The following is a 24,755-nucleotide window of genomic DNA, read 5'->3' on the forward strand; positions in this document are numbered from 1 at the left end:
TAGGTCAAAATAATAAATCTAGATTTTGAAAATTTTTTACCTTTTAGATGTTATCGGAACGTGCGCGTTCGCAGTCTCAGGCGCTTTAACAGCAATGAATAAAAAATTAGACCCATTCGGCGTCTTTATCATTGCATTTGTAACGGCGGTGGGTGGCGGAACGCTCCGTGATATTTTAATTGGAAGGACGCCCGTGGGCTGGATGCGTGACTTGAATTATGTGTATCTAATTACGTTAGGCTATTTTTTAGCCATCATTTTTAGAAAAAAATTAGACCGTCTCAGAACGTCACTTTTTCTTTTTGACACCATTGGTTTAGGCGTTTTTACTTTAATTGGTTTGGAAAGAGGTGTGGACACCAATCTTCATCCGGTCATTTGCATAGCTTTGGGAACAATGACGGCTTGCTTTGGAGGTGTTACCCGAGATATTTTGTGCAATGAGATTCCAGTAATTTTCAGGAAAGAAATTTATGCCACCATCTGCATCATCGGCGGTATTCTATTCTTTATCTTAAAAAGATGGAATTTAGATGACAATGTTTTATACCTAATTGTTTCCAGCGTCATGATTTCCATTCGATTGATGGCTGTAAAATTCCAGTGGTATCTTCCGGCTTTGGAACGAAAATAACTATCTTGTCAAATACACAAATCCAGTTAATGGCGTTGGATAATCGGCATCATTTAAGTCTAAAATATAAAAATAAGTCCCGTCTGGCACATCGCCAATATTCAATTCAATGCCTTTTGAGGATTGGCCATACCAGTTTTTAGAATTATTATTGCCTTCCCAAACCAATCTTCCCCAACGGCTGTAAATGTAAAGTTTGAAATTGGTAAAAATATCACGCAGACCTTCAAAATGTAGAAAATCATTTAAGCCGTCACCATTTGCTGTAATTACGTTGAAAGGTGTTGGCGGACAGTTTTTTGTTTCCAATAAAAAAGAAGTAATGCGGAAACAATTTTCATTTTCAATTCTCACAAATATTTCCTTAGGAGTTGAATTTGCTGTATAATTATTCGAGTTTAAAATCGGATTCAAATTGGTGTTTGCATCTGAATGGGTTTCAAAAAAATGAACCACATGATCTTGATTTTCTTTTACGAATTCTTCATAAGACGAAAAGTCAAAAGTTCCTTTTTTTTGACCCAAATTGCAGGAAATCAGATTGTCTAAAAGATTAAATTCGACAGAAGACAGAAGCGAAATATTGATCGAAAAGCTATTGTTGTTTTCGTTGATTTCCGTTACAATTCCAGTTCCATCGCCACTGTCGTCCACCACAAAGTCTAAGGTGAAATTAGCAGGAATGGCATCGGGAATTGTCAATAAAATAGAACTGCTGAAACTTCCTTCCATCGGCAAAATTGCAGTGGTTTCAGTAGTTTCAATCAATTGTCCGTCTGCATAAATGGAAATTGGAGTTCCTGCCGGAAGCGGATTCGTACTATTTACATTATAAACGGTGTAATCTACCAAAATTCCCCGGGAATCACAGCCTAAATTGAAATTGTCAATAACAATTGTCGCATCCGGTAGCTGGCTGTTCAATTTGGTTACCACGGTGCTGATCATTACAAAATCTTGTCCTGAAGTCAGTTTTATTTCCGCTGTTGGAACTCCGATTTGCAGATAATTTTGAATGTCGTACACATCCAAATCCATATTGTATAATGTCGTCGATCCAGTAAAACTGTTCGTTCCGTTAAAAGCATTGTTGGAAGGATTTAAAGCATTGCTCAAAATGTTTCCGTTGAATCGAAGCGTTTCATTAATGGCTAAATTTTTATCCCCTTCCCAAGCCACAAAACCAATTTTAGCACCAATATTGTCAATTACATTTAAGCTGTTTAAATTTAAAGTCAGATTCTGCTGTGTCTGCGAAACGCCTTGCAAACCATCATAAACATTGAGTTGGTTTAACGGAAGATTATTATTTTTATAGACAATTACAATTGCCCAACCCGCAAAATTCGTCCGATTGCTACAATAATGTGTCGCGTCTAAAAAAGGAGTGACGTCAAAATCGGAAAGGGTATAATTTCCGTTTCCGGTAGCTAAAATCAGGTCGGTCACGTCTGCAAAAGCACAGAAATAATCAAAGCCATTTTGGAAGAGCGGAAAATTTCGCTGTGAATTAATCACATTTCCATTCAAATTTACTTCAAAATCTCCCGTTCCAGAACCTGCCCAATATAAAAAAGCTTTCTGGATTTCATCATTGGAAGAAAGATTCAAATTTGCCGAAGAAGATGTGGCGGTAATATTGCAAAGTGTGTTGAGGTTGTTCTCTGAATTGTTCATCGTGTTTCCGATAAATATAAAATCAAAACGACCGTTAAATTGCTCATATAAACTCACATCCTGCGCCAAAGTCACACAGGAAAACAGCAGAAAAAACACGAGATTTTTAAATCGTAATTTTATATTCACGCTTGAAATTTTGAGTTTTCTTGCTCTAAAGATAGCATATTCTTACGATAGAATATGTTAACGTATTGAAATTAGCCTGTTTGGAATTTCAAATGTTATGTAAAAAAACAGTACTTTTCAACTTTGAATACAACTAAAAAAAATTAGTTGCGCTATAGGCAATTTTTAAAAAATATCGATTGAATTTTAATAAACAAATATTTAAAACATCACTGTTCAAGATTACTTCTTTGAACAGCGTAAGCGTTGTTTTAAAAATCATCACAGGATTAATTTCTTCCAAAGTAATTGCAGTCTTTTTAGGCGCTCCGGGGATGGCTTTGGTTGGGAATATGCGCAACTTTTTTACTTCTGTAGAAACGATTTCTACGTTAGGATTTCAAAACGGAATCGTGAAATACAGCGCAGAAAACCAAGAAAATAAAGAAGGGCTTAAAAAGGTTTTATCTACCGTTTTCTTCACATTAGTTTTTGCTTCGATATTATTCGGATTCGTTCTGTTTATTTTTGCAAGCCATTGGAATAAAGAGGTTTTTGGGCAAAACTCTTCGTATGGTTTTGTATTTAAAATTTTGGCTTTAGTCTTGCCATTTTATGTTTTAAATCTCTTTTTGATCAGCATAATCAATGGATTTGGGAAATTTAAGCCCGTTATTTTTATTAATATTTTAGGAAATATATTAGGACTTTTAGTTTCAATTGTGTTGATCTATAATTACAACGTTTCAGGCGCTTTAGTTTCTATTGTTGTTACTCCGGCTTTATTGTTTTTCATATCGCTTTATTATGGTTCAAAAGAATTTTCGTTTAAAGAAAATATAAGTTGGACAAGTTTTGACTTTTCAATAATCAAAAATTTATCGTCTTATTCAATAATGGCGCTAGTTTATGGATTCATCGGCCCTTTGGTTTATCTGGCTATTCGAAATAACGTCATTGATAAATTGGGGCTTGAACAAGCTGGATTTTGGTCTGCAATGGAACGAATTTCTTCTAATTATTTACTGTTTATTACTACATTGTTGAGTGTTTATTTCTTGCCAAAATTGGTTTTAGCAAAAGACAACCAAGAAACAAAAAGAGTATTTTGGAGTTATTTCAAAACTATAATCCCGATTTTTGTTTTTGGATTGATACTGATTTATTTTTTACGATTTTTAATCGTAAAAATTTTGTTTACACAAGAAATGATGCCTGTTTCCAATTTGTTTTTCTGGCAATTGGTAGGAGATGTATTTAAAGCGATTTCGTTGATTTTAGGATATCAATTTTTTGCAAAGAAAATGACTAAAGCATTTGTTATTACTGAAATTTGTTCACTTGCCATTTTATATTTTTCGAGTATTTATTTTGTGGAAGTTTTTCAAATTGAAGGAATAGTAATGTCGCATGCATTAACTTATGGTATTTATTTAATTGTGCTGAGCATTTACTTTAGAAAAAGTTTATTTTAATATAAAAATGCTATTTTTGAGCGTAATCGATGATAAATAAATCGGCAATCAAATGAATAAATCACTCTTTATAATTCCATTTTACAACGAAGAAAAAAGAATTCCGCGGGATGAATTTATGCAGTCATTTTCAAATTTTAAAGAAGTTGATTTTCTTCTTGTCAATGATGGAAGTTCTGATAAAACACAATCGATTTTAAATGATTTTTCTAATAAATTTACGAACGTGAAAACATTAGAACTTACAAAAAATAAAGGAAAAGCGGAAGCAATTAGAAACGGAATTTTAAATTCTCAAAATTTAAATTACAACTATTTTGGTTACCTCGATGCCGATTTGTCGACGCCGATTTCTGAAATAATAAAATTGCTAGAATTCTCAAAAAGAAATTCAGAATTAAAAATAGTGATGGGAGCTCGAATAAAATTGCTCGGTAACAATGTGATTCGTTCCACAAAACGCCATTATTTAGGAAGAATTTTTGCTACGATAATTAGCAAAATTATATTGAAAACGCCAGTTTACGATACGCAATGTGGTGCCAAAATAATCAAATCAGATATTGCTTTATTTCTTTTTGAAAAAGAGTTTCAAACCCGATGGCTTTTTGATGTAGAAATGCTTTTAAGATTGAAGCAATTTGGAAATTTGGAAGTCTTAGTTGTTGAAATTCCATTAGCAACTTGGATTGAAAAGGGCGATACAAAAATTAAATTGAAAGAAATTTTAAGTTTTCCATTACAATTGATTCAGATATATTTTCAAAAACATTCTTGATAAAAAAATGCTATTTAATTCAGTCGAATTTTTTCTTTTTTTTCCAATAGTTTTTATAATCTATTGGCTTTTACTTGGAAAAAAATTAAAAGCTCAGAATGTGTTTTTATTGATTTCCAGTTATTTTTTCTATTCATTTTGGGATTATAGATTTTTAGCACTTCTCTTATTTTCAACACTTTTAGATTTTTTTTCTGCTCAAAAAATAGCTTCTTCTACCAGTAACTCAATTAAGGAGCGATGGCTCTGGTTTAGCATAATTTTAAATTTAGGTTTTTTAGGCTTCTTTAAATACTATAATTTTTTTATTGAATCTTTTGCTGATTTCTTATTTAAATTTGGCTTTGAACCTAATATTTGGACATTAAGAATTATTCTTCCTGTTGGTATTTCATTTTACACCTTTCATGGGCTTTCTTACATTATTGACGTATACAAAGAGCGTATAAAACCTGAAAAAAGTTTTATTGATTACGGTCTTTTTGTCAGTTTCTTTCCGTTATTGGTTGCTGGTCCGATTGAAAGAGCGACACATTTATTGCCACAAATAAAAAAAGAAAGATTTTTTAACTATTCTCGTTCCGTTGATGGATTGAAACAGATTTTATGGGGATTGTTTAAGAAGGTTGTAGTGGCAGACAATTGTGCAAAATATGCCAATATTATTTTTAATCAATCAGAAGAGTTTTCAGGAAGTACATTGGTATTAGGGGCTGTTTTTTTTGCTTTTCAAATATACTGTGACTTTTCAGGATATTCAGATATCGCATTAGGAACCGCAAGAATATTAGGTTTTGATCTTTTAAAAAATTTTTCATTTCCTTGTTTTTCACGGGATATTGCAGAATTTTGGAGAAAATGGCACATTTCATTGTCGTCTTGGTTTAGAGATTATATTTATATTCCACTTGGTGGTTCTCGCGTTTCAAAATTAAAACAAGTTCGAAATGTCTTTGTTATTTTTTTATTGAGCGGTTTTTGGCACGGCGCAAATTGGACTTTTTTAGCATGGGGGTTTCTTCACGCACTTTATTTTTTACCACTTTTACTTTTAGGCAAGAACAGAAACAACTTGGATAATAGTATAAAAAAGAAGATGCCAGGTTTTAAAGAAATCATGCAAATTCTGATTACTTTTAGTTTAGTAGCTTTTGCATGGATTTTCTTCAGAGCAGAGAATTTGAATCACGCATTTGATTATATTTCGGAAATCTTTTCCTCTTCGCTATTTTCAATTCCAAAATACCTACCTAAAAGAGTGTTTTTGTTTATTCTTGTTTTAATGATGATAGAATGGCTTGGGAGAAATAATAATTACGGATTGGAAAAATTTGGGATAAATTGGCCAAAACCAATTCGTATTTTGTTTTATTATGGACTCCTATTTATGATTTTTTATTTTTCTGGAGATGATCAACAATTCATATATTTTCAATTTTGATAAAATTATTTTTAAATAAGATCTTGTTGTTTTTGGCGCCGATTCTTTTGGTGTGGATGTGTATTGAAGTTTTTTATCGATTTGTTCCTAATAATTATACTCAAAAAGCTTCTGAGGTTAAAAAAAATTATGATTCTGAAGTTCTTGTTCTTGGAAATTCCCATGCATTTTATGGAATAAATCCAGATGATTTTTCAATGAAAACATATAATTTTTCAAATATAAGCCAATCATTATATTTTGACGAACTGCTTTTAAAAAAGCATTTGGAAAATTTTCCGAATTTAAAATATGTAGTTTTGACTGTAGATTATTTTTCACTGAGTCAAATTGATAATTCTTCTGAAGATATTTATCGCAAATATTATTATGAACAATATATGGATCTGAATGTTCCTTTGATTTCAAAATTTGATCCAAAAAGTTACAGTCTTTCCTTAACAAGAAATCTTGAAATGAATGTGGATTTGATAAAAAGCTGGATTGATGAAAAAACCTTGATTGAAGGGAATAAAAAAGGTTGGGCAAGAAAGACAGGAGTAAGTTCAAAGTATAATAACTATGAAACTGCTGTTGATGTTGTGGCAAAAAACGAAGACGGACTCTTAGATTTTAATGTGAATTTAAACCGACTGGAAAGGATTAGTGCAATGTGTTTAAAGCGCAAAGTGAAAGTCGTGATGGTAACAATGCCGGTAACAAGTTATTATGCAAGCTTGGTCAATAAATTAAAATTAGAAAAACTGTATTTAAGTTGCCAAAGGATTGCATTTAATAATGATAGTTTGATGTACTTAAATTTATTTCAAGATAAGAAGTTTGATAATAATGATTTTTATGACACGGATCATTTAAATGAAAAAGGAGCTGAAAAATGTTCTAAGATTTTAAATCAGTTTATTGCAGAAGATTCTAAAGAATTATAAAATAAAAGCTAAAAATAAATGTTCAAGATGCTTGATAAAATACTCCATTCAAAACTATTTTGGTTTACTAAAAACAGAGAAATAAAACTTCTGATTATTATTGGTGTTTTATATCGCATTTTTATAATGTGCTTTTATCAAGATGGAAATATTTTTCCTGATAGTTGGGGATTTATTTCATTAGGCGATCAAATGCTTGATTTTGATTTAAAATGGTACACTGGCGAAAGAAGTCCTGGTTATCCATTACTTTATTTTTTTGCATTTGGTTCTTTGACATTAACATTGCTTTTTCAATTCGGCATTGGAGTTATTACATCGGTTTTTTGGTATAAAACCTTATTGAATTTGAATTTCAATATTAAGAATAGTTTTTGGATTGTATTATTTTTAGAAAGCTTTATTCATGTTTTTTTATATGAAAGTTCCTTTTTGGTAGAAACGCTGGCTTTGTTTTTGATCAGTGTTGTTTTTTATATTTTAACTAATGCTTATTTAGAAAAAAGAAGTTTAAAAAAAGAAGTTTTACTGAGCTTTTTATTGGGGTATCTGGTGTTAGTGAAGCCATTTTTTATATACATTCCTTTCATAATATATGGATTTTCACTTCTAAAAAACTTTAAGTTTTCAAATTTTTTAAGTCAAAAAATAATCATTCTTGTTTTTCCTTTAATTGCTTATTTGGGTTGGTCGTATGTTAATAAAATCAATACAGGATATTTTGTTTCTACCACTTATTATGGACTGAATATTTCACAAAACTGCGTTTATTTTGCAGAAAAAGGGCCCAAAGAATATCAGTGGATTAGTGATTCTTATGTGAAACACCGCGAAATTTCTATAAAACAAAAAGAAGACGTGGCAATGACCATTTGGAGATCGTATGCAAGTGGTGATTTTGACTATAAGTGTTACAATTTTGCTGATCTTTCTAACGAATTAGGTAAATATGGAAAAGCAACAATTGCCGAAAACCCCAAAGACTATTTTGAGCAAGTAGTTACAAAGTCCTGGTTTGATTTTTGGAAAATATTCGGCAAAGAAGTTTTTAAACCATTTCGAGTAGATTTTGTAGACAGCATAATGAATAAAGTATGGTTTGTTCAAAAAATGATTTTACTCAGTTTTAAACTTAGCTTTTTGATATTGATGCCTTTTTATTTATTTAAATTTTTGAGAGACAGAAAACTCACCAACGAATTGATGATTGTAGTCATTGTTTTTGCAACTTCAGTTCTTCAAGGCCTTGTGACTTATGGAACTAATTCAAAATACAGTTTTCCCTTTGAATATTTGATGATTATCGTCGTATTGCTTTTTGTCAAGCGATACATTCGGTTTTCTAAATTTCTAAATAAAATACTAGAGTAAAAAATAAATTAAAATAAAATCATTTTTTCCAATTATTTAGATATTCTTCTGCAATTTTGATATAATGATGTTCTTTTTCAACAAAATTTCGGGCATTTTTTCCTATATTTTCAATCTCTTCAGGATTTTCAATTAACTCAGATAGTTTAGCAATGATGTCAGCAACATCAGGCAAAGCGTTGATTGCAACACGATTTGATAAATTATAATAATCATAAAATTCTGTTTCAGCTCCGGTGAAAACAACTTTTCCTTTAGCCATCGCTTCTAAGGCAGAATAACCTTGGTCAAAACTATAAATTTGATCTAAGATAATTGTGGCTCGATCCTGTAGCAAAATGTATTGATGGTATGGAAGGCTGTCAGAAGATATAATCTCAATTTTATTTTTATATTTTGTTGCTATAACAGCAAGTGCTTCTTCAAACAGATCACTTCCTTTTTTTACAAAAGAATATTTGTTTTTACCGTGAAAAATTACAATTTTTGAATTCTTCTGAAAATAAACAGGAGTAATCTTGTCAGTGTTTACAGGGTTTGGAATCATCTTGAAATGAAATCCTTCTTTTTCTAAAGGGATTTTATAGTCTAAATCTGAGGCAAAAACAGCATCGCATTCCTTTAGAAGGAAATTAAAAAGTTTTCGGTAAGGAGCGGTATTGTATTTAAGCGTATAATTATAATAATTTCTTAAATCAGGATTTTTTAAAAACGGTGTCATTACTGAGTAACGCAATTTGTTTTTTAAATGAAAATCAACAATTGGAGTTTCGTCTCCGCAAACAAGAAGGAACTTTTTAGTGTTCTGCTCAAATAATTTTGTATAAAGTTTTATCTGAAAATTGGGTTGTGTTTCAATCGCATCAGAATTGATTAATTGTATAACATCGTAGTTCTTAAGTTGAGGCAAAATCTTTTTAAATCGATACCCTCTTTCCCAAGATTCTAAATCAAGAGTGATTATTTTTTTAGTTATTTTATTTAAAAGTCGAAAAGCATAAAACTTTGAAAATTTTGACGAAATTGAAAAATCTACCGGAAATTTTTTAAAGTCATCGCCTGTTCCAATGATATGAACTTCGTGCCCCAAAGCGACAAGACCTTCTTTAAGAGAATTGTGCAGTCTGCTGAACTCTCCCACCAATAGAATCCTCATAAATGTTTATATTTGTTTCAAAAATAATTAAAATATAGTAAGAAATGCATCAAAAAAAAATATGTTTGATAGGTAACAATCTTTCAAATGGAGGTGCTGATAAAATTCACGCGATATTGTCAAATTATTTTTTTAGCCAAGGAATTGAGGTACATAATGTCATTTTAATTGATTGCGTGACTTATCAGTTTTCAGGTGACTTATTAAATCTCGGAACGATAAAAAATGGTGGTTTGATTCTAAGCAATTTTAATAAATTTTTGAAATTGCGACGTTTTTTAAAAGCAAATAAATTTGATTACATCATCGATTTCAGAATGAGAAACAATCAATTAAAAGAATTTATACTTTCAAAGTTTCTCTTTAATTCCCCATTCATACCTACCATACATAGTTACAAAACCGAATGGTATTTTCCGAAAAATCTTTTTTTAGCCTCTAAAATCTTTACAAAAGCCTACGGAATTGTATCCGTTTCAAAAGAAATTGAACTTAAAATAAGTCAAACATACAAGTACAGAAACGTAAAAACGATATACAATCCTTTAGAAATAGAAAAAATTGAACAATTATCGTTAGAAAAAAATGAATTAGATTTCCAATATATTATTGCTGTCGGAAGAATGGTTTTTGATAACAATAAGCAATTTGATAAATTGATTCAAGCGTATTCTAAATCAAAATTGCCGTCTAAAAATATCAAATTACTATTACTTGGCAACGGACCTCAAAGAGAATCATTAGAACAATTGGCTTTGGCCAAAAAACAGCAAGACAATGTGGTTTTTTTAGGTTTTCAAAATAATCCATTCAAATATTATAAAAATGCTAAATTCTCAGTTTTAACCAGCAAGAATGAAGGTCTTCCTAACACGATTACAGAAGCATTAGCTTGTGGGATTCCGGTGATTTCTTTTGATTGTAAATCAGGACCGAGCGAATTAATTAAAAATAGAAAAAACGGGATATTAGTTGAAAACCAAAATTTTGACAAGCTTATTTTGGCGTTTAACGAGATGATTGAAAATAATGAATTGTATGATTTTTGTAAAAGCAACGCAAAAGAAAGTGTCAATCGTTTTTCTGTAGATAAAATAGGAAAGCAATGGTTGGATTATTTGAACATCAACTAATGATAAACTGAAAAAAGAATATTTTTTCGTTCTAAATATTTTTTAATTGAAAACAACTTTTGAAGAATTGAAACAGGAAGCGAGATAAGAATTTTTGTTTTAAACGGAATGTTTTTTCGGTCAATATTCTCAATATAATAATTGAAAGTAGTCAAGTCACCGGCCAATTTGTGCTTGATTGCAAATTCCAGACGATACAAATCTAAGTATTTTTTTAAAGATAAGTTTGTTTTTTCTTCCTCTTTAAATTCATCAAATTTCGCAAATTTTCGCTTTAAAGTATTGGAAAGCGAAATTCTGTTTTCAGCATCAAGAACGTGCCTCGAAGAAATTTCTGTATCCAACGCCACTTTATATTTTAAGGCGATTCTTAGCCACAAATGAGTGTCTTCACCGGCTCCTAAAGTTATTTTTGTATCGAAACAACCAACTTTGTTAAAAACGATTTTAGGTATTGCTACAGCAGAAGTCCAAGCGATTCTATCGATATAACTCGACTTGAAAAAATCTTTTACAATTCCTTTCCAAGGAAATTCAGGAATAGCAACAAAAAAAGGTTTTACGATTTTATTGGTATTATAAAAACGTTCATAATTGGTGCAATAAAGACCACATTCAGGAAATTGATTGTAAAGTTGAAATAAGTTTTCCAAATGATTCGGATACCAGTAATCATCCGCATCTAAAAAAGCAATAATTTCTCCATTTGCCTTTTTAATCCCAAAATTTCGTGTTGCAGAAACACCTTCATTTTCTTTCGAAAAATAGCGAATCCGATTATCATTAAAATTTAAAACTTTTTCTTCACTTTTATCTGTAGAGCCATCATTAATAATCAAAATTTCAAAGTCAGAAAAAGTCTGATTCAAAGCGCTTTTTAAAGTCGTTTCGATGAAATTTTCTTTATTGAATAATGGAATGATTACCGAAAATAAAGGCATATTATTTTGTTTTTAAAGCCATAAAATAACCCAATCGATACAAATCAAAAACAAACATCGAAGGATTTTTTCCAAGTAAATTCTTTAAAAATGATTTTTTAAAAGTTTTGTAAAAAAACAGATACAAACCTTCTAAATTGTATTTTTTAAACTTTTTAAATTTCTCAGAAAGTCGTACATATTCAGAAGAAAGCAACTTGTTTTCAATCAAATAATCCAAACCTTGCAATGATTCTTCTGATTTTTTTAAAAAAACCAAACTGCTTTCCAAGCCATTGTGAATTATCGGGTTTTCAATGTGAATCACCTCGATTTGAGCCTGTTTTAAATCAAACGAAAACAAGGTGTCTTCGTGTCTTAAATTCGGAATATTTTCATTGAATTTTACTTTCTCAAAAACTGATTTAGATATCAAGAAATTCAAAGTCAAAAATGACAAATAATTGTTTTCATTGCGTTTTTCAACCGAAAGTGCTTCACGAGAATTCCCATAAACCCAGCGTAAAACCTGATTTTTTTCAGGTTTTTCTTCTTGATAACGAATCCCGCCATAAACTGCTTTTTCTTCTGAATTGATATGAGAAAGATACGTTGAAATAAAATTTTCTGAAACTGGAATCACATCAGCATCTAAAAAAAGCAGATTTTCATATTTTGCTTTCTTTGCCAATAAATTCCTAATAGCGCTTCGTCCAATATTTTTTTCTAAAATAGAGTAGGAGCAATTATTTAAAAAGTTGGTTTGCTGGTTTTCAGAATGAAATTTTTCAGAACCGTCATCCAGACAAATAATTTCAAAAGAAACAGTGGACTTTTCAAGCTGTTCGAATAAAATCGAAACCAGCGGAAAAACATTGTAATTATATGTCGGAATTAAAACCGAAATCATTAGACCGTTCTCTGAACCACTTCAAAAACAGAACCGCTGTCGCATTTCAACGTTTTTGCAGGATATTTCATCAAAAGGGCATAATCGTGCGTCGCCATAATAATCGTTTTTCCGTTCGCGTTAATTTTGCGCAAAACTTCCATAACTTCAACGCTCGTTTGCGGATCAAGATTTCCCGTCGGTTCGTCGGCAAGAATAATTTCAGGGTCGTTTAAAAGTGCCCTTGCAATCGCAATACGCTGTTGTTCACCCCCTGAAAGTTGGTGTGGCATTTTATATGCAAAATGTTTCATACCCACTTTTTCAAGTACTTCCTCAATTTTTGCCTGCATTTCATTTTTGTCCGTCCAGCCTGTCGCTCTCAAAACAAAAACCATATTTTCGTTGATATTTCGATCCGGAAGCAACTTAAAATCCTGAAAAACAATCCCGATTTTTCTTCTCAAATACGGAATATTTTTCTCTTTTAACGCCGCCAAATCATAATCCACAATGCTTCCTTGACCTTCAGTTAAAGGCAAATCAGCATACAAAGTTTTCATCAAACTACTCTTTCCAGAACCCGTCTTTCCAATAATATAAATAAATTCTCCGTGATTTATCTCAATATTCACATTCATTAAAACAGGATTTTTATCTTGGTAAATATTTACATTTCTCAAAAAAAGCACAGGTTGCGACATAGTAATTTCGTTTATGTTGTAAAAGTAATAAGTTAAGCTACGGTTTCAAAATTTAATTGCAATTGATTGTTTTAAAATTTTTAGAAGCGAAACATCAGGTATTTTCAGCAAACGCAATTCCCGCTTTCTGCAGTAGTTTTTCTCCGAAAACGGAAGAAAAAGCTACTGCCGCCAATCGGGGCTATTAGAGAAACCATTTGAATTTTTTGGAAACGCCGGGACCAATATTACTTACAATGGTTGTCGTTGACCTAAAAATCGGCTCAATCAAATTTAATTTATTTCCATTTATTTTACGTTTTTTTTAAACCTAATTCCCTAAACCCCAAACCTCAAACCCTTTGCCTAAAAATGTTAAAAAGAATGTTTACAATAAACCCAAACCCGCTACCGTTATAAACTTAAGAATTTGATATATTTGAATTTTAAACAAAACCATCTAAAAATGCACAAAGTTTCAAGGTTATTTCTGCTTTTTTCTTTTGCCACAACCGCTCCGGTTTTTGCACAGCAATCAGCAATTTACACAAACGATTTAAGAGAATATAACAAGGCGGTTTCACTTTACAAAGAGAAACAATACCAAGCCGCACAAATTATTTTCGAGAAAGTGAAAGCCGAAAACGAAAATAAAAACTCAGATGTTGAAGCTGATTGTGCTTATTACATTGCCAATTGCGCCATTCGTTTAAACCAAGCCAATGCCGACCAATTGATGGAAGGTTTTGTAGAAGATTATCCAACAAGCACCAAGCAAAACCAAGCTTACATTGAAGTAGCGCATTATTATTTCGAACAAGGAAAATATCCGCAATCAATGAAATGGTTTGACAAAGTCGATGAAAGCACTTTAAGTCAAGACGATCGCGATAAATACAATTTTCAAAAAGGATATACTTTTTTTACTTCTGGAAATAAAAAAGAAGCGTCCAATTATTTCAACCAAGTGGTGAATTCTAAAGAATATGGTTCTCAAGCCAAATATTACTTAGGATTTATGGCGTATGAATCAGACGATTATACCAAAGCAACCAAGTTATTTGATGAAGTTTCGGGCGAAGAAAAATACCAAGACAAGATGTCTTATTTTCAGGCAGATATGAATTTTAAGCTGGGGAAATTTGACAAAGCCATCGAACTTGGAAAAGCGGCAATGGCCAAATCAAACGCGCTAGAAAAATCAGAATTGAATAAAATCATCGGAGAAAGCTATTTCAACTTAAAACAGTATGACAAAGCGATTCCGTATTTGAGTGAATACAAAGGGAAAAAAGGAAAGTGGAGCAACACTGACTTTTACCAATTGGGTTACGCTTATTACAAGCAAGGCGATTTTGAAAATGCCATTGCGCAATTCAACAAGATCATCGATGGAAAAGATTCGGTAGCGCAAAATGCGTACTACCATTTAGGGGAAAGCTACTTAAAGACTGATAAAAAACAGCAAGCCCTGAATGCGTTCAAAAATGCTTCTGAAATGGAATTTGATGCCAAAATCCAAGAAGATGCATATTTGAACTACGCCAAATTGAGCTATGAAATCGGAAATTCCTACCAAAGTATTCCAGGGGTTTTAAGCGGTTTTATTGAAAAATATCCAAATAATCCGAGCCGAGCCGAAATTGAAACGCTTTTGATCAATTCGTATATTACCTCAAAAAACTACAAAGAAGCCTTGGTTTTATTAGAGAAAAATAAAACTTCAAACAGGGAAGCGTATCAAAAAGTGACTTTTTACAGAGGTTTAGAATTATACACTGATGGAAGCTACCAAGAAGCACTTTCGATGTTTAAAAAATCGTTAGGAGAAAGAAGCAATGCGAAATTTACGGCTCGCGCCACTTTCTGGAAAGCAGAAACAGAGTATGTTTTGGGTAATTTCCAAGAAGCACTTTTAACCTATAAACAATTTACCGGAAGTGCCGAAGCTAAAAACACGCCTGAAAATAAAAACGTAAACTATAATATCGGCTACACGTATTTCAAGCTGAAAGAATACGACCAAGCAGCGACAAATTTTCAAAGCTACATTGCAGGTGCAAAGGATGACAAGGTTCGTTTGAATGACGCTTACCTTCGTTTAGGTGACAGTCAATATGTTACTGCAAAATATTGGCCTGCAATGGAAGCTTACAACAAAGCGATTGATATGAAAGGCATCGATGCTGATTATGCGGCCTATCAAAAAGCAATGAGTTATGGTTTTGTTTCCAGAAATGAAAAAAAGATTGAAGATTTCAACACTTTTATCGCAAATTTTCCAAAATCGCAATTGCGTGATGATGCTCTGTATGAATTAGGAAATACCTATGTAGCTGAAAATAAGATTGATCTTGCCATTAAAACCTATGATAAATTAATTGCAGAATACAAAGGAAGCTCGTATGCCTCAAAAGCAATTTTGCGTCAAGGTTTGGTGTATTACAATGCAGAAAAAGGGGATTTGGCGTTGACAAAATTGAAAAAAGTTGTGGCAGAATTTCCAAATACACCAGAAGCTCTGGAAGCCGTTTCAACGGCAAGATTAATTTATCTTGACAAAGGAAAAGTAGATGAATATGCTACTTGGGTTAGAACTCTAGATTTTGTAGAAGTTTCGGATGCTGAATTGGATAATGATGCTTTTGAAGTAGCAGAAAAACAATATCTTCAAAATAACTTGAAACCAGCTATTTCGGCATTGACTAGTTATGTGGCGAAATTTCCGAATGGTGTGAATTCATTAAAAGCCAATTTCTATCTGGCACAATCTTATTTTGCTGACGGATTGGAAAACAATGCGATTCCTAATTATGAATTCGTAATTGCAAAACCAAGAAACGAATTTACAGAACAGTCTTTGGCGCGTCTTTCTCAAATCCATTTGAAAAAAGCAGATTATGCAAAAGCGGTTCCGGTATTGAAAAGATTGGAAGCAGAAGCAGATTATCCTCAGAATATTACGTTTGCACAATCAAATTTGATGAAAGCTTTTTATGAGCAAAAAGATTATGATGACTCGGTGCTTTACGCCGAAAGAGTTTTGGCAAATGCAAAAACAGATGATAAAGTAAAAAGTGATGCGCAAGTGATCATAGCGCGTTCTGCCATAAAAATCAATAATGAAGCTAAAGCAAAAACGGCTTACGCAAAATTATTGACGATTGCCAAAGGAGAATTGGCAGCAGAAGCGCTGTACTATGATGCTTATTTCAAAAACAAGGACGGAAAGTTTGAAACTTCAAATACGGCCGTTCAAAAACTGGCAAAAGATTATTCTGGATATAAATATTTTGGAGCGAAAGGATTGGTGGTAATGGCTAAGAATTTCTATGGATTAAAAGACAGTTTCCAAGCGAATTACATTTTGGAAAGCGTCTTGAAAAACTTCAAGGACTATCCAGATGTTATTGAAGAAGCACAAAAAGAATTGGATATTATTAAAGGTGAAGAGGCAAAACGCAACTCATCGATTCAAAACTAATTTCATCTAATTCTAAATTTCAACACTTGTATTATGACAAATAAAATTCAATATAAAATTGCCTTTGTATTCCTTTTTGCAGGACTTCAAACCGCTTTTGCACAAAAAAAAGATGAAAATATCGGGACAGAAGTGGTAAACGTGGTGAAGCCTTACACGCCAACCATTTCTGACGCTTTCAAAGTAAAAGAAACCCCGACTTTAGAAGATGATGACAATACTAAAAAGGAAGAAATAAAATATAATATTTTCTCATTTCCGGTAGCGTCAACGTTCACGCCAGCCAAAGGTCGCGCGGCGGCGGTTGATAAATCAAAACAAGAAAAATTGTTCAGTAATTATGCGACGCTTGGCGTTGGAAATTATGGAACGCTAAATGCGGAATTGTTTGTTACTGAAAATCTAAATAAAAACGAATATGTGGGCGGCATGTTCCGTCACATTTCTTCGCAAGGCGGAATTGACGGTATTTTGCTTGACGACAAATTTTACAATACGACTTTAGACTTGACTTACGGAAACCAGCAAAAAGACTTTTCTTGGAATGTTGACGCAGGTTACCAACACCAAATTTACAATTGGTATGGTTTGAGAAATGACTTTGCAACAGATCTGGCTGATCCGCAAGACAGATTCAACTTGATTAACAGCATTGATCCGCAACAGACCTACCAAAATATTTATGTTGGAGCAAGATTTGCAGCAAAAGAAAGTATTTTTAAAGATGCGACCGTTAAATTCAATCATTTTTCAGACGCGTTCGGTTCTTCTGAAAACAGATTTTTTGTAACGCCAACCGTTGGTTTTGAAGTTTCGGGCCAAAAAGTTAACGCTAAATTCATTGTGGATTATTTGGGAGGTTCTTTCGAGAAAGATTATTTCGCTTTAGGTAATAGCATTGATTATGCTTACACTAACATCGGTGTGCAGCCGAGCTTTACGTACCAGCAAGATGATTTGACAGTAAATTTAGGAGCCGGACTTTTCTATAGTATGGACAATGAGAACAGCGACAACAAGTTTTTTGTATATCCGCAGATTACTGCAACTTACAGAATTGTTGGTGACGTGATGATTGCGTACGCAGGAGCGGAAGGAAGCTTGAAGCAAAATACTTATAGAGATTTGGTACAAGAAAACTTCTTCGTTTCGCCAACTTTAGGAATTAATCCAACTGACCAAAAATATGATATCTATGTTGGAATGAAAGGAAAAATCGCAAACAACGTAGGTTTCAATATCAGAGGTTCTTATAAAAATGAAGATCAAAAAGCGATGTTTCTGAACAATCCTTACAATAATGAAAATGCAAATAAAGAAGGCTATGCCTTCGGAAATTCATTTGATGTAGTGTATGACAATGTAAAAACAATCAGTTTCTTCGGAGAGTTAAAAGCTGATTTTTCTAAAAATGTTTCTTTCGGCGTAAGCGGAACGTTCAGCAGTTACACTACAGATGTTCAGGCAGAAGCTTGGAATTTACCAGGATTACAAGTGAAAGCAAATCTTGATTTCAATATTACTGAGAAGTTATATGCAGGAACAAGCGTATTTTTCGTAGGAGAAAGAAAAGATATTTTTAGCTACACTTCTTTGTTGAGAGATGAAAGTGTGACAACAACTTTAGATAGTTATTTCGACCTAAACGCACACGTGGGTTACAAATACAACGAAAGATGGACCATGTTTTTGAAAGGAAATAATTTGGCAAGCCAAGACTACCAAAAGTGGTTGAATTATCCGGTTCAAGGAATTCAAGTTTTGTTAGGAGCCAGCTACAAGTTTGATTTCTAAAAAGAAATTAATTAAATTACTTTTACCGCAGATTCACAGATAATTTAAAATCTGCGAATCTGCGGTTTTGTTTACAGTAAAATTGCGTTCCGAAAAAAATATGACAAATGACTTTCAAAGAAAAAATCCTTCACTATTACAAACAATTGGTTCAAGATAAAATCGATGTCTTTCACGATATGATTTCTAATTTAACCGAAGACGCCAAAAACGACGCCAAAGGTTCTGCCGGAGACAAACACGAAACGGCGTTGTCCATGATGCATTTGGAACAGGAAAAATTGAATCATAAGATTAAGGAATATTTAGAGCAAAAAGATGTTTTAGATAAAATTGACGCGTCAAAACCAAACAAAATTATCGCTCTTGGAAGCTTGATCAAAGCCAACGGAATTTTATTATTTATGTCTTCGGCCTTGCCAAAAATAAAAATTGAAGATAAAAACATAATCGCACTTTCGCCAAAATCACCATTAGGAAGCAAATTAATGGGACAACAAGTTGATTATACTTTTGAAATAAACGGAACAAAATACCTAATAGAAAGCGTAGAATAGCAGTGAAAAGTTAGATGTTAATGCTGAGAAGCATTTCAGAAACAGGTTTTAAATAGCTTATGATATAATTGCAAACGTAAAATCTGCCAAAATAATCATTCAAATAAAAAGAGCCATTCCATTCGGATGGCTTTTTTTATGATTTAAAACTAAAAGTATATTTCAAGTGCAGTTTGTGTTTCAAATTTGAATAAAATTTTGTTTATAAGTTTTAATTTATAGCTAAAAATTAAAATAAGCTTTATTAAATAAAACAAATGACCCAAATTTGCTTCAACAAAATAACCAATTAAATAACCAAGATTAAAATTTAAAGATATGTGTGGAATTTTAGCAATTATAGGAAAAGGAAAAGATGAAGCGTTAGTAAAACAACTTTCTAAAAGAATGTCACATCGCGGACCAGACGAAAGCGATTTGCATGTTACCGAAAACGGGCACATCTTAAGCCACGAACGTTTGTCAATCATCGATTTGCATTCAGGAAGACAGCCCATCAAAGGAACAAAAAACGCTTATATGGTTCACAACGGAGAAATCTACAACCACCAAGAATTGAGAGAAACCGTTTTGAAATCACACAGTTTTCGTACAAAATCTGATTCTGAAGTAATTGTGCATTTGTACGAAGAATTCGGTTATGACTTTTTAAATAAATTGGACGGGGATTTCGCTTTCGTAGTTATTGACGGCGATGATTTCATTGCAGGAAGAGATGCAATTGGCGTGAAGCCTTTGTATTATGGACTGGACGAAAGAGGACGCGTTTATTTTTCTTCAGAAATGAAACCCATCGCAGACCAATGTAAAACATTTGCAACTTTCCCTCCTGGACATTATTACACACCGAAAACAGGTTTCGTAAAATATTACAAACCAGAATATGAAGATTACACAAAAGCAACCGAAGCTTTAGATTTGACTGACATTCGCGAGTCATTGACCGAAGCAACACGCAAAAGGTTAATGAGCGATGTGCCAATCGGCGTTTTGCTTTCTGGCGGCTTGGATTCGTCTTTGACATCCTCAATTGCGGCACGCTTGTTAAAAGAAAAAGGAAAAAAATTACACTCGTTCTCTATCGGATTGGATGCCGAGGCTCCAGATGCAAAAGCTGCGCGAAAAGTTGCCGAATTTTTAGGGACAGAACATCATGAAATCCATTTTACCATTGAACAAGGAATCGAGATTCTTGAAAAATTAATCTGGCATTTAGAAACTTATGACGTGACATCCGTGAGGGCAAGCACGCCAATGTATTTCCTTTCAAAAGCCATTACTGATTTAGGTATAAAAGTGGTATTGTCGGGAGAAGGAGCAGATGAAATCTTCGGAGGTTACCTGTATTTTAGAAACGCGCCTTCCACAGAAGATTTCCAAAAAGAAACGATTGAAAGAGTTCAGAAATTATTTACAGCCGATTTACTTCGTGCTGACAAATCAACAATGGCGCACGGTTTAGAAGCTCGTGTTCCGTTTTTGGATAAAGCATTTTTAGATTTGGCAATCAAAATCCAGCCCGAAGAAAAACAGCCAAAAACATACGATGGCGTTGAAAAATACATCTTGAGAAAAGCGTTCGATACGCCAGAAGATCCTTATTTGCCACAAGAAGTTTTGTGGAGACAAAAAGAGCAGTTTTCTGACGGAGTTGGTTACAACTGGATCGACCAATTGATCGACTATTGTTCTACTCAAATCACTGATTATCAATTGGAACATGCAGGAGAAAGATTTACGTATAACACGCCTACGACCAAAGAAGCGTATTTTTATAGAGCTATTTTCCACAAACATTTCCCGCAAGTGAGCGCGGCGCAAACGGTGCGAAAATGGATTCCGAAATGGCAAGAAAACCAAGACCCAAGCGGACGCGCCAATGCAGCGCACGTGCAAGCGGACACTGCCATTGCAAAACCAGGTGTTATTGCTTAAATTTCAAATTAGAAGTTTTGTTTGTTGGTTAAAAAAAGCGTCGCTGTAAAGTGGCGCTTTTTTTGTTTTTGAAGCGAAAGTTCAGTCTGTTTCAGGAACGGCAGTTCCCGCTGGAGGAACTCGCTTTAAACCTGCTTCGCTGCCAGGTTTAAGAGCTCAAGCAATTCCACCATCGGGGCTATTTGAGATTGGTTTTCGCTTTTTTGTTGTCTTTTGAATAATTATGTGGCAACAGTTGTCGATTCTGATTTCGCATTGGTGACAATTTTTCCAAAAATGCCTAAGGTTGCTCAGATAGCCCCGATGGCTCGATTGTTTGAGCTCATTTTTCTGCGATGTAAGGCAGAAAAACAGCGAGTCGTGCCAGCGGGAATAGGGAAGGCTGAAAATGCCAAATGATTCGCTTCAAATATTTCTTTTTCCCATCGAATAACAAAAATGTTCGCAATGGTGTATGCTGTATTTTTTAAGTTGAAATCGTGTAATTCAAAACGTTTAATTTATAACTTATACCCAATAAAATGTTGATAACTTAAGTGCTAAAGTCGGCTTTTAAGGCGGTATATCGCCCTCGTTTTTATATATTTGTTCGTTAAACATAAAATTACCTTTTTTAGACAAATTTATATGAGCGAAGAAATCAAGAAGAACAATTATTCAGCCGATAGTATTCAAGCATTAGAAGGGATGGAGCACGTGAGAATGCGTCCGTCGATGTATATTGGAGATGTAGGTGTAAGAGGTTTGCACCATTTGGTTTATGAAGTTGTCGATAACTCAATCGATGAGGCGATGGGTGGCCATTGCGACACCATTTCAGTTGCTATTAATGAAGATAATTCAATCACTGTAGAAGATAACGGTCGTGGTATTCCAGTTGATATACATAAAAAAGAAGGCGTTTCGGCACTTGAGGTTGTAATGACTAAAATTGGTGCTGGAGGAAAATTCGACAAAGATTCTTACAAAGTTTCTGGGGGGCTTCACGGTGTTGGGGTCTCTGTAGTAAATGCCTTGTCAAATCACTTGAGAGCTACGGTTCATAAAGATGGAAAGGTTTATGAGCAAGAATATGAAAGAGGAAAAGCGATGTATCCGGTTAAGCAAATCGGAGAAACAGATAAAAGAGGAACAATTGTTACTTTTTACCCAGATGATACGATTTTTACGCAGACCGTAGAGTTTTCTTATGATACATTGTCAGCGCGTATGCGTGAGCTTTCTTATTTGAACAAGGGGATCACCATTACTTTTACGGATAAAAGAGAAAAAGACGATAAAGGCGAATTTATCTGCGAAGTTTTTCATTCGACTGAAGGTTTGAAAGAATATATCCGTTTTTTGGATGGTAACCGCGAGCCGATTATTTCGCACGTGATCAGTATGGAAAGCGACAAGGGAGAAATTCCTGTTGAGGTGGCTTTGATTTACAACACGAGTTATTCTGAAAATATTTTCTCTTACGTAAATAATATCAACACGCACGAAGGAGGAACGCACTTGCAAGGTTTTAGAACCGGTTTGACCCGTTCTTTGAAAAAATATGCAGATGCTTCTGGGCTTTTAGATAAACTGAAATTTGAGATTACCGGTGATGACTTCCGTGAAGGATTGACTGCGATTATTTCGGTTAAAGTCCAAGAGCCACAATTTGAAGGACAGACAAAAACAAAGCTTGGAAACAGAGAAGTGGTTTCTCCAGTAAGCCAGGCTGTTGGCGATATGGTTGAAGCGTATCTGGAAGAAAATCCGAATGATGCCAGGGTTATCGTTCAAAAAGTCATCTTGGCTGCACAGGCTCGCCACGCTGCGAAAAAAGCGCGTGAAATGGTGCAAAGAAAAACCGTTATGGGTGGCGGTGGATTGCCAGGGAAATTATCAGATTGTTCTGAGCAAGATCCAGCAAAATGTGAAGTTTTTCTTGTCGAGGGAGATTCTGCGGGCGGTACTGCAAAACAAGGCCGTGATAGAATGTTTCAAGCGATTTTGCCATTGCGTGGTAAGATTTTGAATGTTGAAAAAGCAATGCACCATAAGGTTTTCGAGAACGAGGAGATTCGAAATATCTTCACGGCTCTTGGGGTAACCATCGGTACTTCGGAAGATTCAAAAGCATTGAACTTAGAAAAATTAAGATACCATAAAGTAGTGATTATGTGTGATGCCGATGTCGATGGTTCTCACATTTCTACCTTAATATTAACCTTCTTCTTTAGGTTTATGAAAGAGTTGATTGAAAACGGCCACGTTTATATCGCAACTCCACCTTTATATTTAGTGAAGAAAGGAAACAAAAAAGAATATGCTTGGACAGATGTGCAACGCGATGAGATTACAGAAAGACTTGGCGGCGGAACGAATATCCAACGATATAAAGGTCTTGGAGAGATGAATGCTGAGCAATTGTGGGAAACTACATTGAATCCAGGTTTCAGGACTTTGCGCCAGGTTACCATTGACAGTCTTGCAGAAGCGGATAGGGTTTTCTCCATGTTGATGGGTGATGAGGTGCCGCCTCGTCGTGAATTCATCGAGAAGAACGCAGTGTATGCTAAGATTGATGCTTAAAAAGTTTAATCGGTTAGTCATTTATTCGTAAATGATTAACCGATTTTTTATTTTGACCAAACCAAAAACAAACGAATAAACAAATATATAAATATGAAAGTTACAGTAGTAGGTGCCGGTAACGTTGGAGCAAGTTGTGCAGACGTTATTTCATACAGAGGAATTGCAAGCGAAGTAGTTTTGTTAGATATTAAGGAGGGTTTTGCCGAAGGTAAAGCAATGGATTTGATGCAATGTGCTACAAATACAGGTTTTAATACTCAGATTACAGGAGTTACAAACGATTATTCTAAAACTGCCAACAGTAATGTTGTGGTGATTACTTCAGGAATTCCAAGAAAACCAGGAATGACAAGAGAAGAATTGATCGGAATCAATGCTGGAATCGTGAAGTCAGTGGCAGAAAATGTCTTGAAATTTTCTCCAGAAGCAATTATCGTAGTTGTTTCAAATCCAATGGATACGATGACGTATTTGACTTTAAAAGCAACAGGTCTTCCAAAAAACAGGATCATCGGAATGGGTGGCGCCTTAGACAGCTCTCGTTTCAGGTATTATTTGTCAAAAGCTTTAGATAAGCCGTCAAATGATGTTTCTGCCATGGTAATTGGTGGCCATGGAGACACAACAATGATTCCGTTGACACGATTGGCTTCTTATAACGGTATCCCGGTTTCGGAATTTCTTTCGAAAGAAGAATTAGAAAAAGTTGCTGCTGACACGATGGTTGGCGGTGCAACTTTAACAGGTTTGTTAGGGACTTCCGCTTGGTATGCGCCAGGAGCTTCAGTAGCTTATTTGGTGGACAGTATCTTGAATGACCAAAAGAAAATGATTGCCTGTTCAGTTCTTTTGGAAGGAGAATATGGGCAAAATGACATCTGTTTGGGTGTTCCTTGCATCATTGGAAAAAATGGAATTGAACAAATTCTTCCAATCAATTTAGACGAAAATGAAAAAGCATTATTGGCTAAAAGCGCCGATGCTGTAAGAAATATGAATGCTGATTTAAAATCAGTTTTGGCATAATTTTTACCTTATAAATTAAAAGACTGCTTCTTGCAGTCTTTTTTTTATGATATAATTAGTAAATTAATTGGTTAATCTTTTGGTTAATTATATATTTGCTCGTTTTAAAAAAAGGGAATAACTCAAGTTGTTGCATCTGTTTAAGGTAACTGCTTGATTTAGTCTGTTTTATTTGTTTAGAAACAAAATAAAAAGAA

At 33.8% G+C, this 24,755-nt stretch carries 18 protein-coding genes; 13 read left to right on the plus strand and 5 right to left on the minus strand.

All coding sequences use genetic code 11. The features are described 5' to 3' along the window. The first annotated feature begins 31 nt into the window (after nucleotides 1-31). A complete protein-coding gene (locus EG849_RS12555) occupies nucleotides 32-634 on the plus strand; it encodes a trimeric intracellular cation channel family protein (RefSeq protein ID WP_125013458.1) in 603 nt (200 codons plus the stop codon). Here EG849_RS12555 and EG849_RS12560 read toward each other — a convergent pair whose 3' ends face one another. Then, nucleotides 635-2,440, minus strand: a complete 1,806-nt coding sequence (locus EG849_RS12560) for a gliding motility-associated C-terminal domain-containing protein (protein ID WP_233581800.1) — start codon at nucleotides 2,438-2,440, stop codon at nucleotides 635-637. A gap of 179 nt (nucleotides 2,441-2,619) precedes the next feature. Here EG849_RS12560 and EG849_RS12565 point away from each other — a divergent pair, with 179 nt between their 5' ends. Genes EG849_RS12565 through EG849_RS12585 form a run of 5 tightly spaced genes read left to right on the plus strand, consistent with a single transcriptional unit; the run spans nucleotide 2,620 to nucleotide 8,410 of the window. Then, nucleotides 2,620-3,894: an O-antigen translocase gene (locus EG849_RS12565; protein WP_125013438.1), complete on the plus strand. Its 1,275-nt coding sequence runs from the start codon at nucleotides 2,620-2,622 to the stop codon at nucleotides 3,892-3,894. A gap of 52 nt (nucleotides 3,895-3,946) precedes the next feature. Beyond that, nucleotides 3,947-4,672 carry a glycosyltransferase gene (locus tag EG849_RS12570; protein ID WP_125013439.1) on the plus strand — a complete coding sequence of 242 codons (726 nt, stop codon included), beginning with the start codon at nucleotides 3,947-3,949 and terminating at the stop codon, nucleotides 4,670-4,672. A 7-nt stretch (nucleotides 4,673-4,679) separates the two neighbouring features. Beyond that, nucleotides 4,680-6,113 (plus strand): MBOAT family O-acyltransferase, encoded by a 1,434-nt coding sequence (locus EG849_RS12575; protein WP_125013440.1) that lies wholly within the window; start codon nucleotides 4,680-4,682, stop codon nucleotides 6,111-6,113. Continuing rightward, nucleotides 6,110-7,039 carry a hypothetical protein gene (locus EG849_RS12580; protein WP_125013441.1) on the plus strand — a complete coding sequence of 310 codons (930 nt, stop codon included), beginning with the start codon at nucleotides 6,110-6,112 and terminating at the stop codon, nucleotides 7,037-7,039. The genes EG849_RS12575 and EG849_RS12580 overlap by 4 nt, the downstream gene beginning before the upstream one ends. 18 nt (nucleotides 7,040-7,057) lie before the next feature. Continuing rightward, a complete protein-coding gene (locus tag EG849_RS12585) occupies nucleotides 7,058-8,410 on the plus strand; it encodes a hypothetical protein (RefSeq protein WP_125013442.1) in 1,353 nt (450 codons plus the stop codon). A gap of 19 nt (nucleotides 8,411-8,429) precedes the next feature. On the opposite strand, the gene EG849_RS12590 is transcribed toward EG849_RS12585, so the two are convergent. Then, entirely contained in the window at nucleotides 8,430-9,566 is a 1,137-nt protein-coding gene (locus EG849_RS12590) for a glycosyltransferase family protein (RefSeq protein WP_125013443.1), read from the minus strand. Between the two features lie 65 nt (nucleotides 9,567-9,631). Between EG849_RS12590 and EG849_RS12595 the strand changes: the two genes are divergently transcribed. Further along, nucleotides 9,632-10,699 carry a glycosyltransferase gene (locus EG849_RS12595; protein ID WP_158611951.1) on the plus strand — a complete coding sequence of 356 codons (1,068 nt, stop codon included), beginning with the start codon at nucleotides 9,632-9,634 and terminating at the stop codon, nucleotides 10,697-10,699. On the opposite strand, the gene EG849_RS12600 is transcribed toward EG849_RS12595, so the two are convergent. Genes EG849_RS12600 through EG849_RS12610 form a run of 3 tightly spaced genes read right to left on the minus strand, consistent with a single transcriptional unit; the run spans nucleotide 10,696 to nucleotide 13,212 of the window. Beyond that, nucleotides 10,696-11,640 (minus strand): glycosyltransferase family 2 protein, encoded by a 945-nt coding sequence (locus EG849_RS12600; RefSeq protein WP_125013445.1) that lies wholly within the window; start codon nucleotides 11,638-11,640, stop codon nucleotides 10,696-10,698. The genes EG849_RS12595 and EG849_RS12600 overlap by 4 nt on opposite strands. A 1-nt stretch (nucleotide 11,641) precedes the next feature. Next, on the minus strand, nucleotides 11,642-12,529 hold the full coding sequence (locus tag EG849_RS12605) for a glycosyltransferase family 2 protein (protein WP_125013446.1): 888 nt from the start codon (nucleotides 12,527-12,529) through the stop codon (nucleotides 11,642-11,644). Next, nucleotides 12,529-13,212: a cell division ATP-binding protein FtsE gene (locus EG849_RS12610; protein ID WP_125013447.1), complete on the minus strand. Its 684-nt coding sequence runs from the start codon at nucleotides 13,210-13,212 to the stop codon at nucleotides 12,529-12,531. Before EG849_RS12610 ends, EG849_RS12605 begins: the two co-directional genes overlap by 1 nt. 445 nt (nucleotides 13,213-13,657) lie before the next feature. Here EG849_RS12610 and EG849_RS12615 point away from each other — a divergent pair, with 445 nt between their 5' ends. The 6 genes from EG849_RS12615 to mdh all read left to right on the plus strand — a co-directional run bounded on the left by EG849_RS12615 (nucleotide 13,658) and on the right by mdh (nucleotide 24,558). Further along, nucleotides 13,658-16,675, plus strand: coding sequence for a tetratricopeptide repeat protein (locus tag EG849_RS12615; RefSeq protein ID WP_125013448.1), 3,018 nt, complete (start codon nucleotides 13,658-13,660; stop codon nucleotides 16,673-16,675). Nucleotides 16,676-16,708: 33 nt separating this feature from the next. Beyond that, the gene (locus tag EG849_RS12620; RefSeq protein ID WP_125013449.1) at nucleotides 16,709-18,469 is read left to right on the plus strand and encodes a TonB-dependent receptor; all 1,761 of its coding nucleotides are present in this window, start codon (nucleotides 16,709-16,711) and stop codon (nucleotides 18,467-18,469) included. A gap of 107 nt (nucleotides 18,470-18,576) precedes the next feature. Then, on the plus strand, nucleotides 18,577-19,026 hold the full coding sequence (locus EG849_RS12625) for a hypothetical protein (protein ID WP_125013450.1): 450 nt from the start codon (nucleotides 18,577-18,579) through the stop codon (nucleotides 19,024-19,026). 318 nt (nucleotides 19,027-19,344) lie between these two features. Next, nucleotides 19,345-20,961 (plus strand): asparagine synthase B, encoded by a 1,617-nt coding sequence (asnB, locus tag EG849_RS12630; protein ID WP_125013451.1) that lies wholly within the window; start codon nucleotides 19,345-19,347, stop codon nucleotides 20,959-20,961. A 627-nt stretch (nucleotides 20,962-21,588) separates the two neighbouring features. Beyond that, nucleotides 21,589-23,529, plus strand: coding sequence for a DNA topoisomerase (ATP-hydrolyzing) subunit B (gene gyrB / locus EG849_RS12635; protein ID WP_125013452.1), 1,941 nt, complete (start codon nucleotides 21,589-21,591; stop codon nucleotides 23,527-23,529). A gap of 93 nt (nucleotides 23,530-23,622) precedes the next feature. Next, nucleotides 23,623-24,558 carry a malate dehydrogenase gene (gene mdh, locus EG849_RS12640; RefSeq protein ID WP_125013453.1) on the plus strand — a complete coding sequence of 312 codons (936 nt, stop codon included), beginning with the start codon at nucleotides 23,623-23,625 and terminating at the stop codon, nucleotides 24,556-24,558. Nucleotides 24,559-24,755: the final 197 nt, after the last annotated feature.

This window comes from Flavobacterium macacae, assembly GCF_003865365.1.
GTDB classification, from domain to species: Bacteria; Bacteroidota; Bacteroidia; order Flavobacteriales; family Flavobacteriaceae; genus Flavobacterium; species Flavobacterium macacae.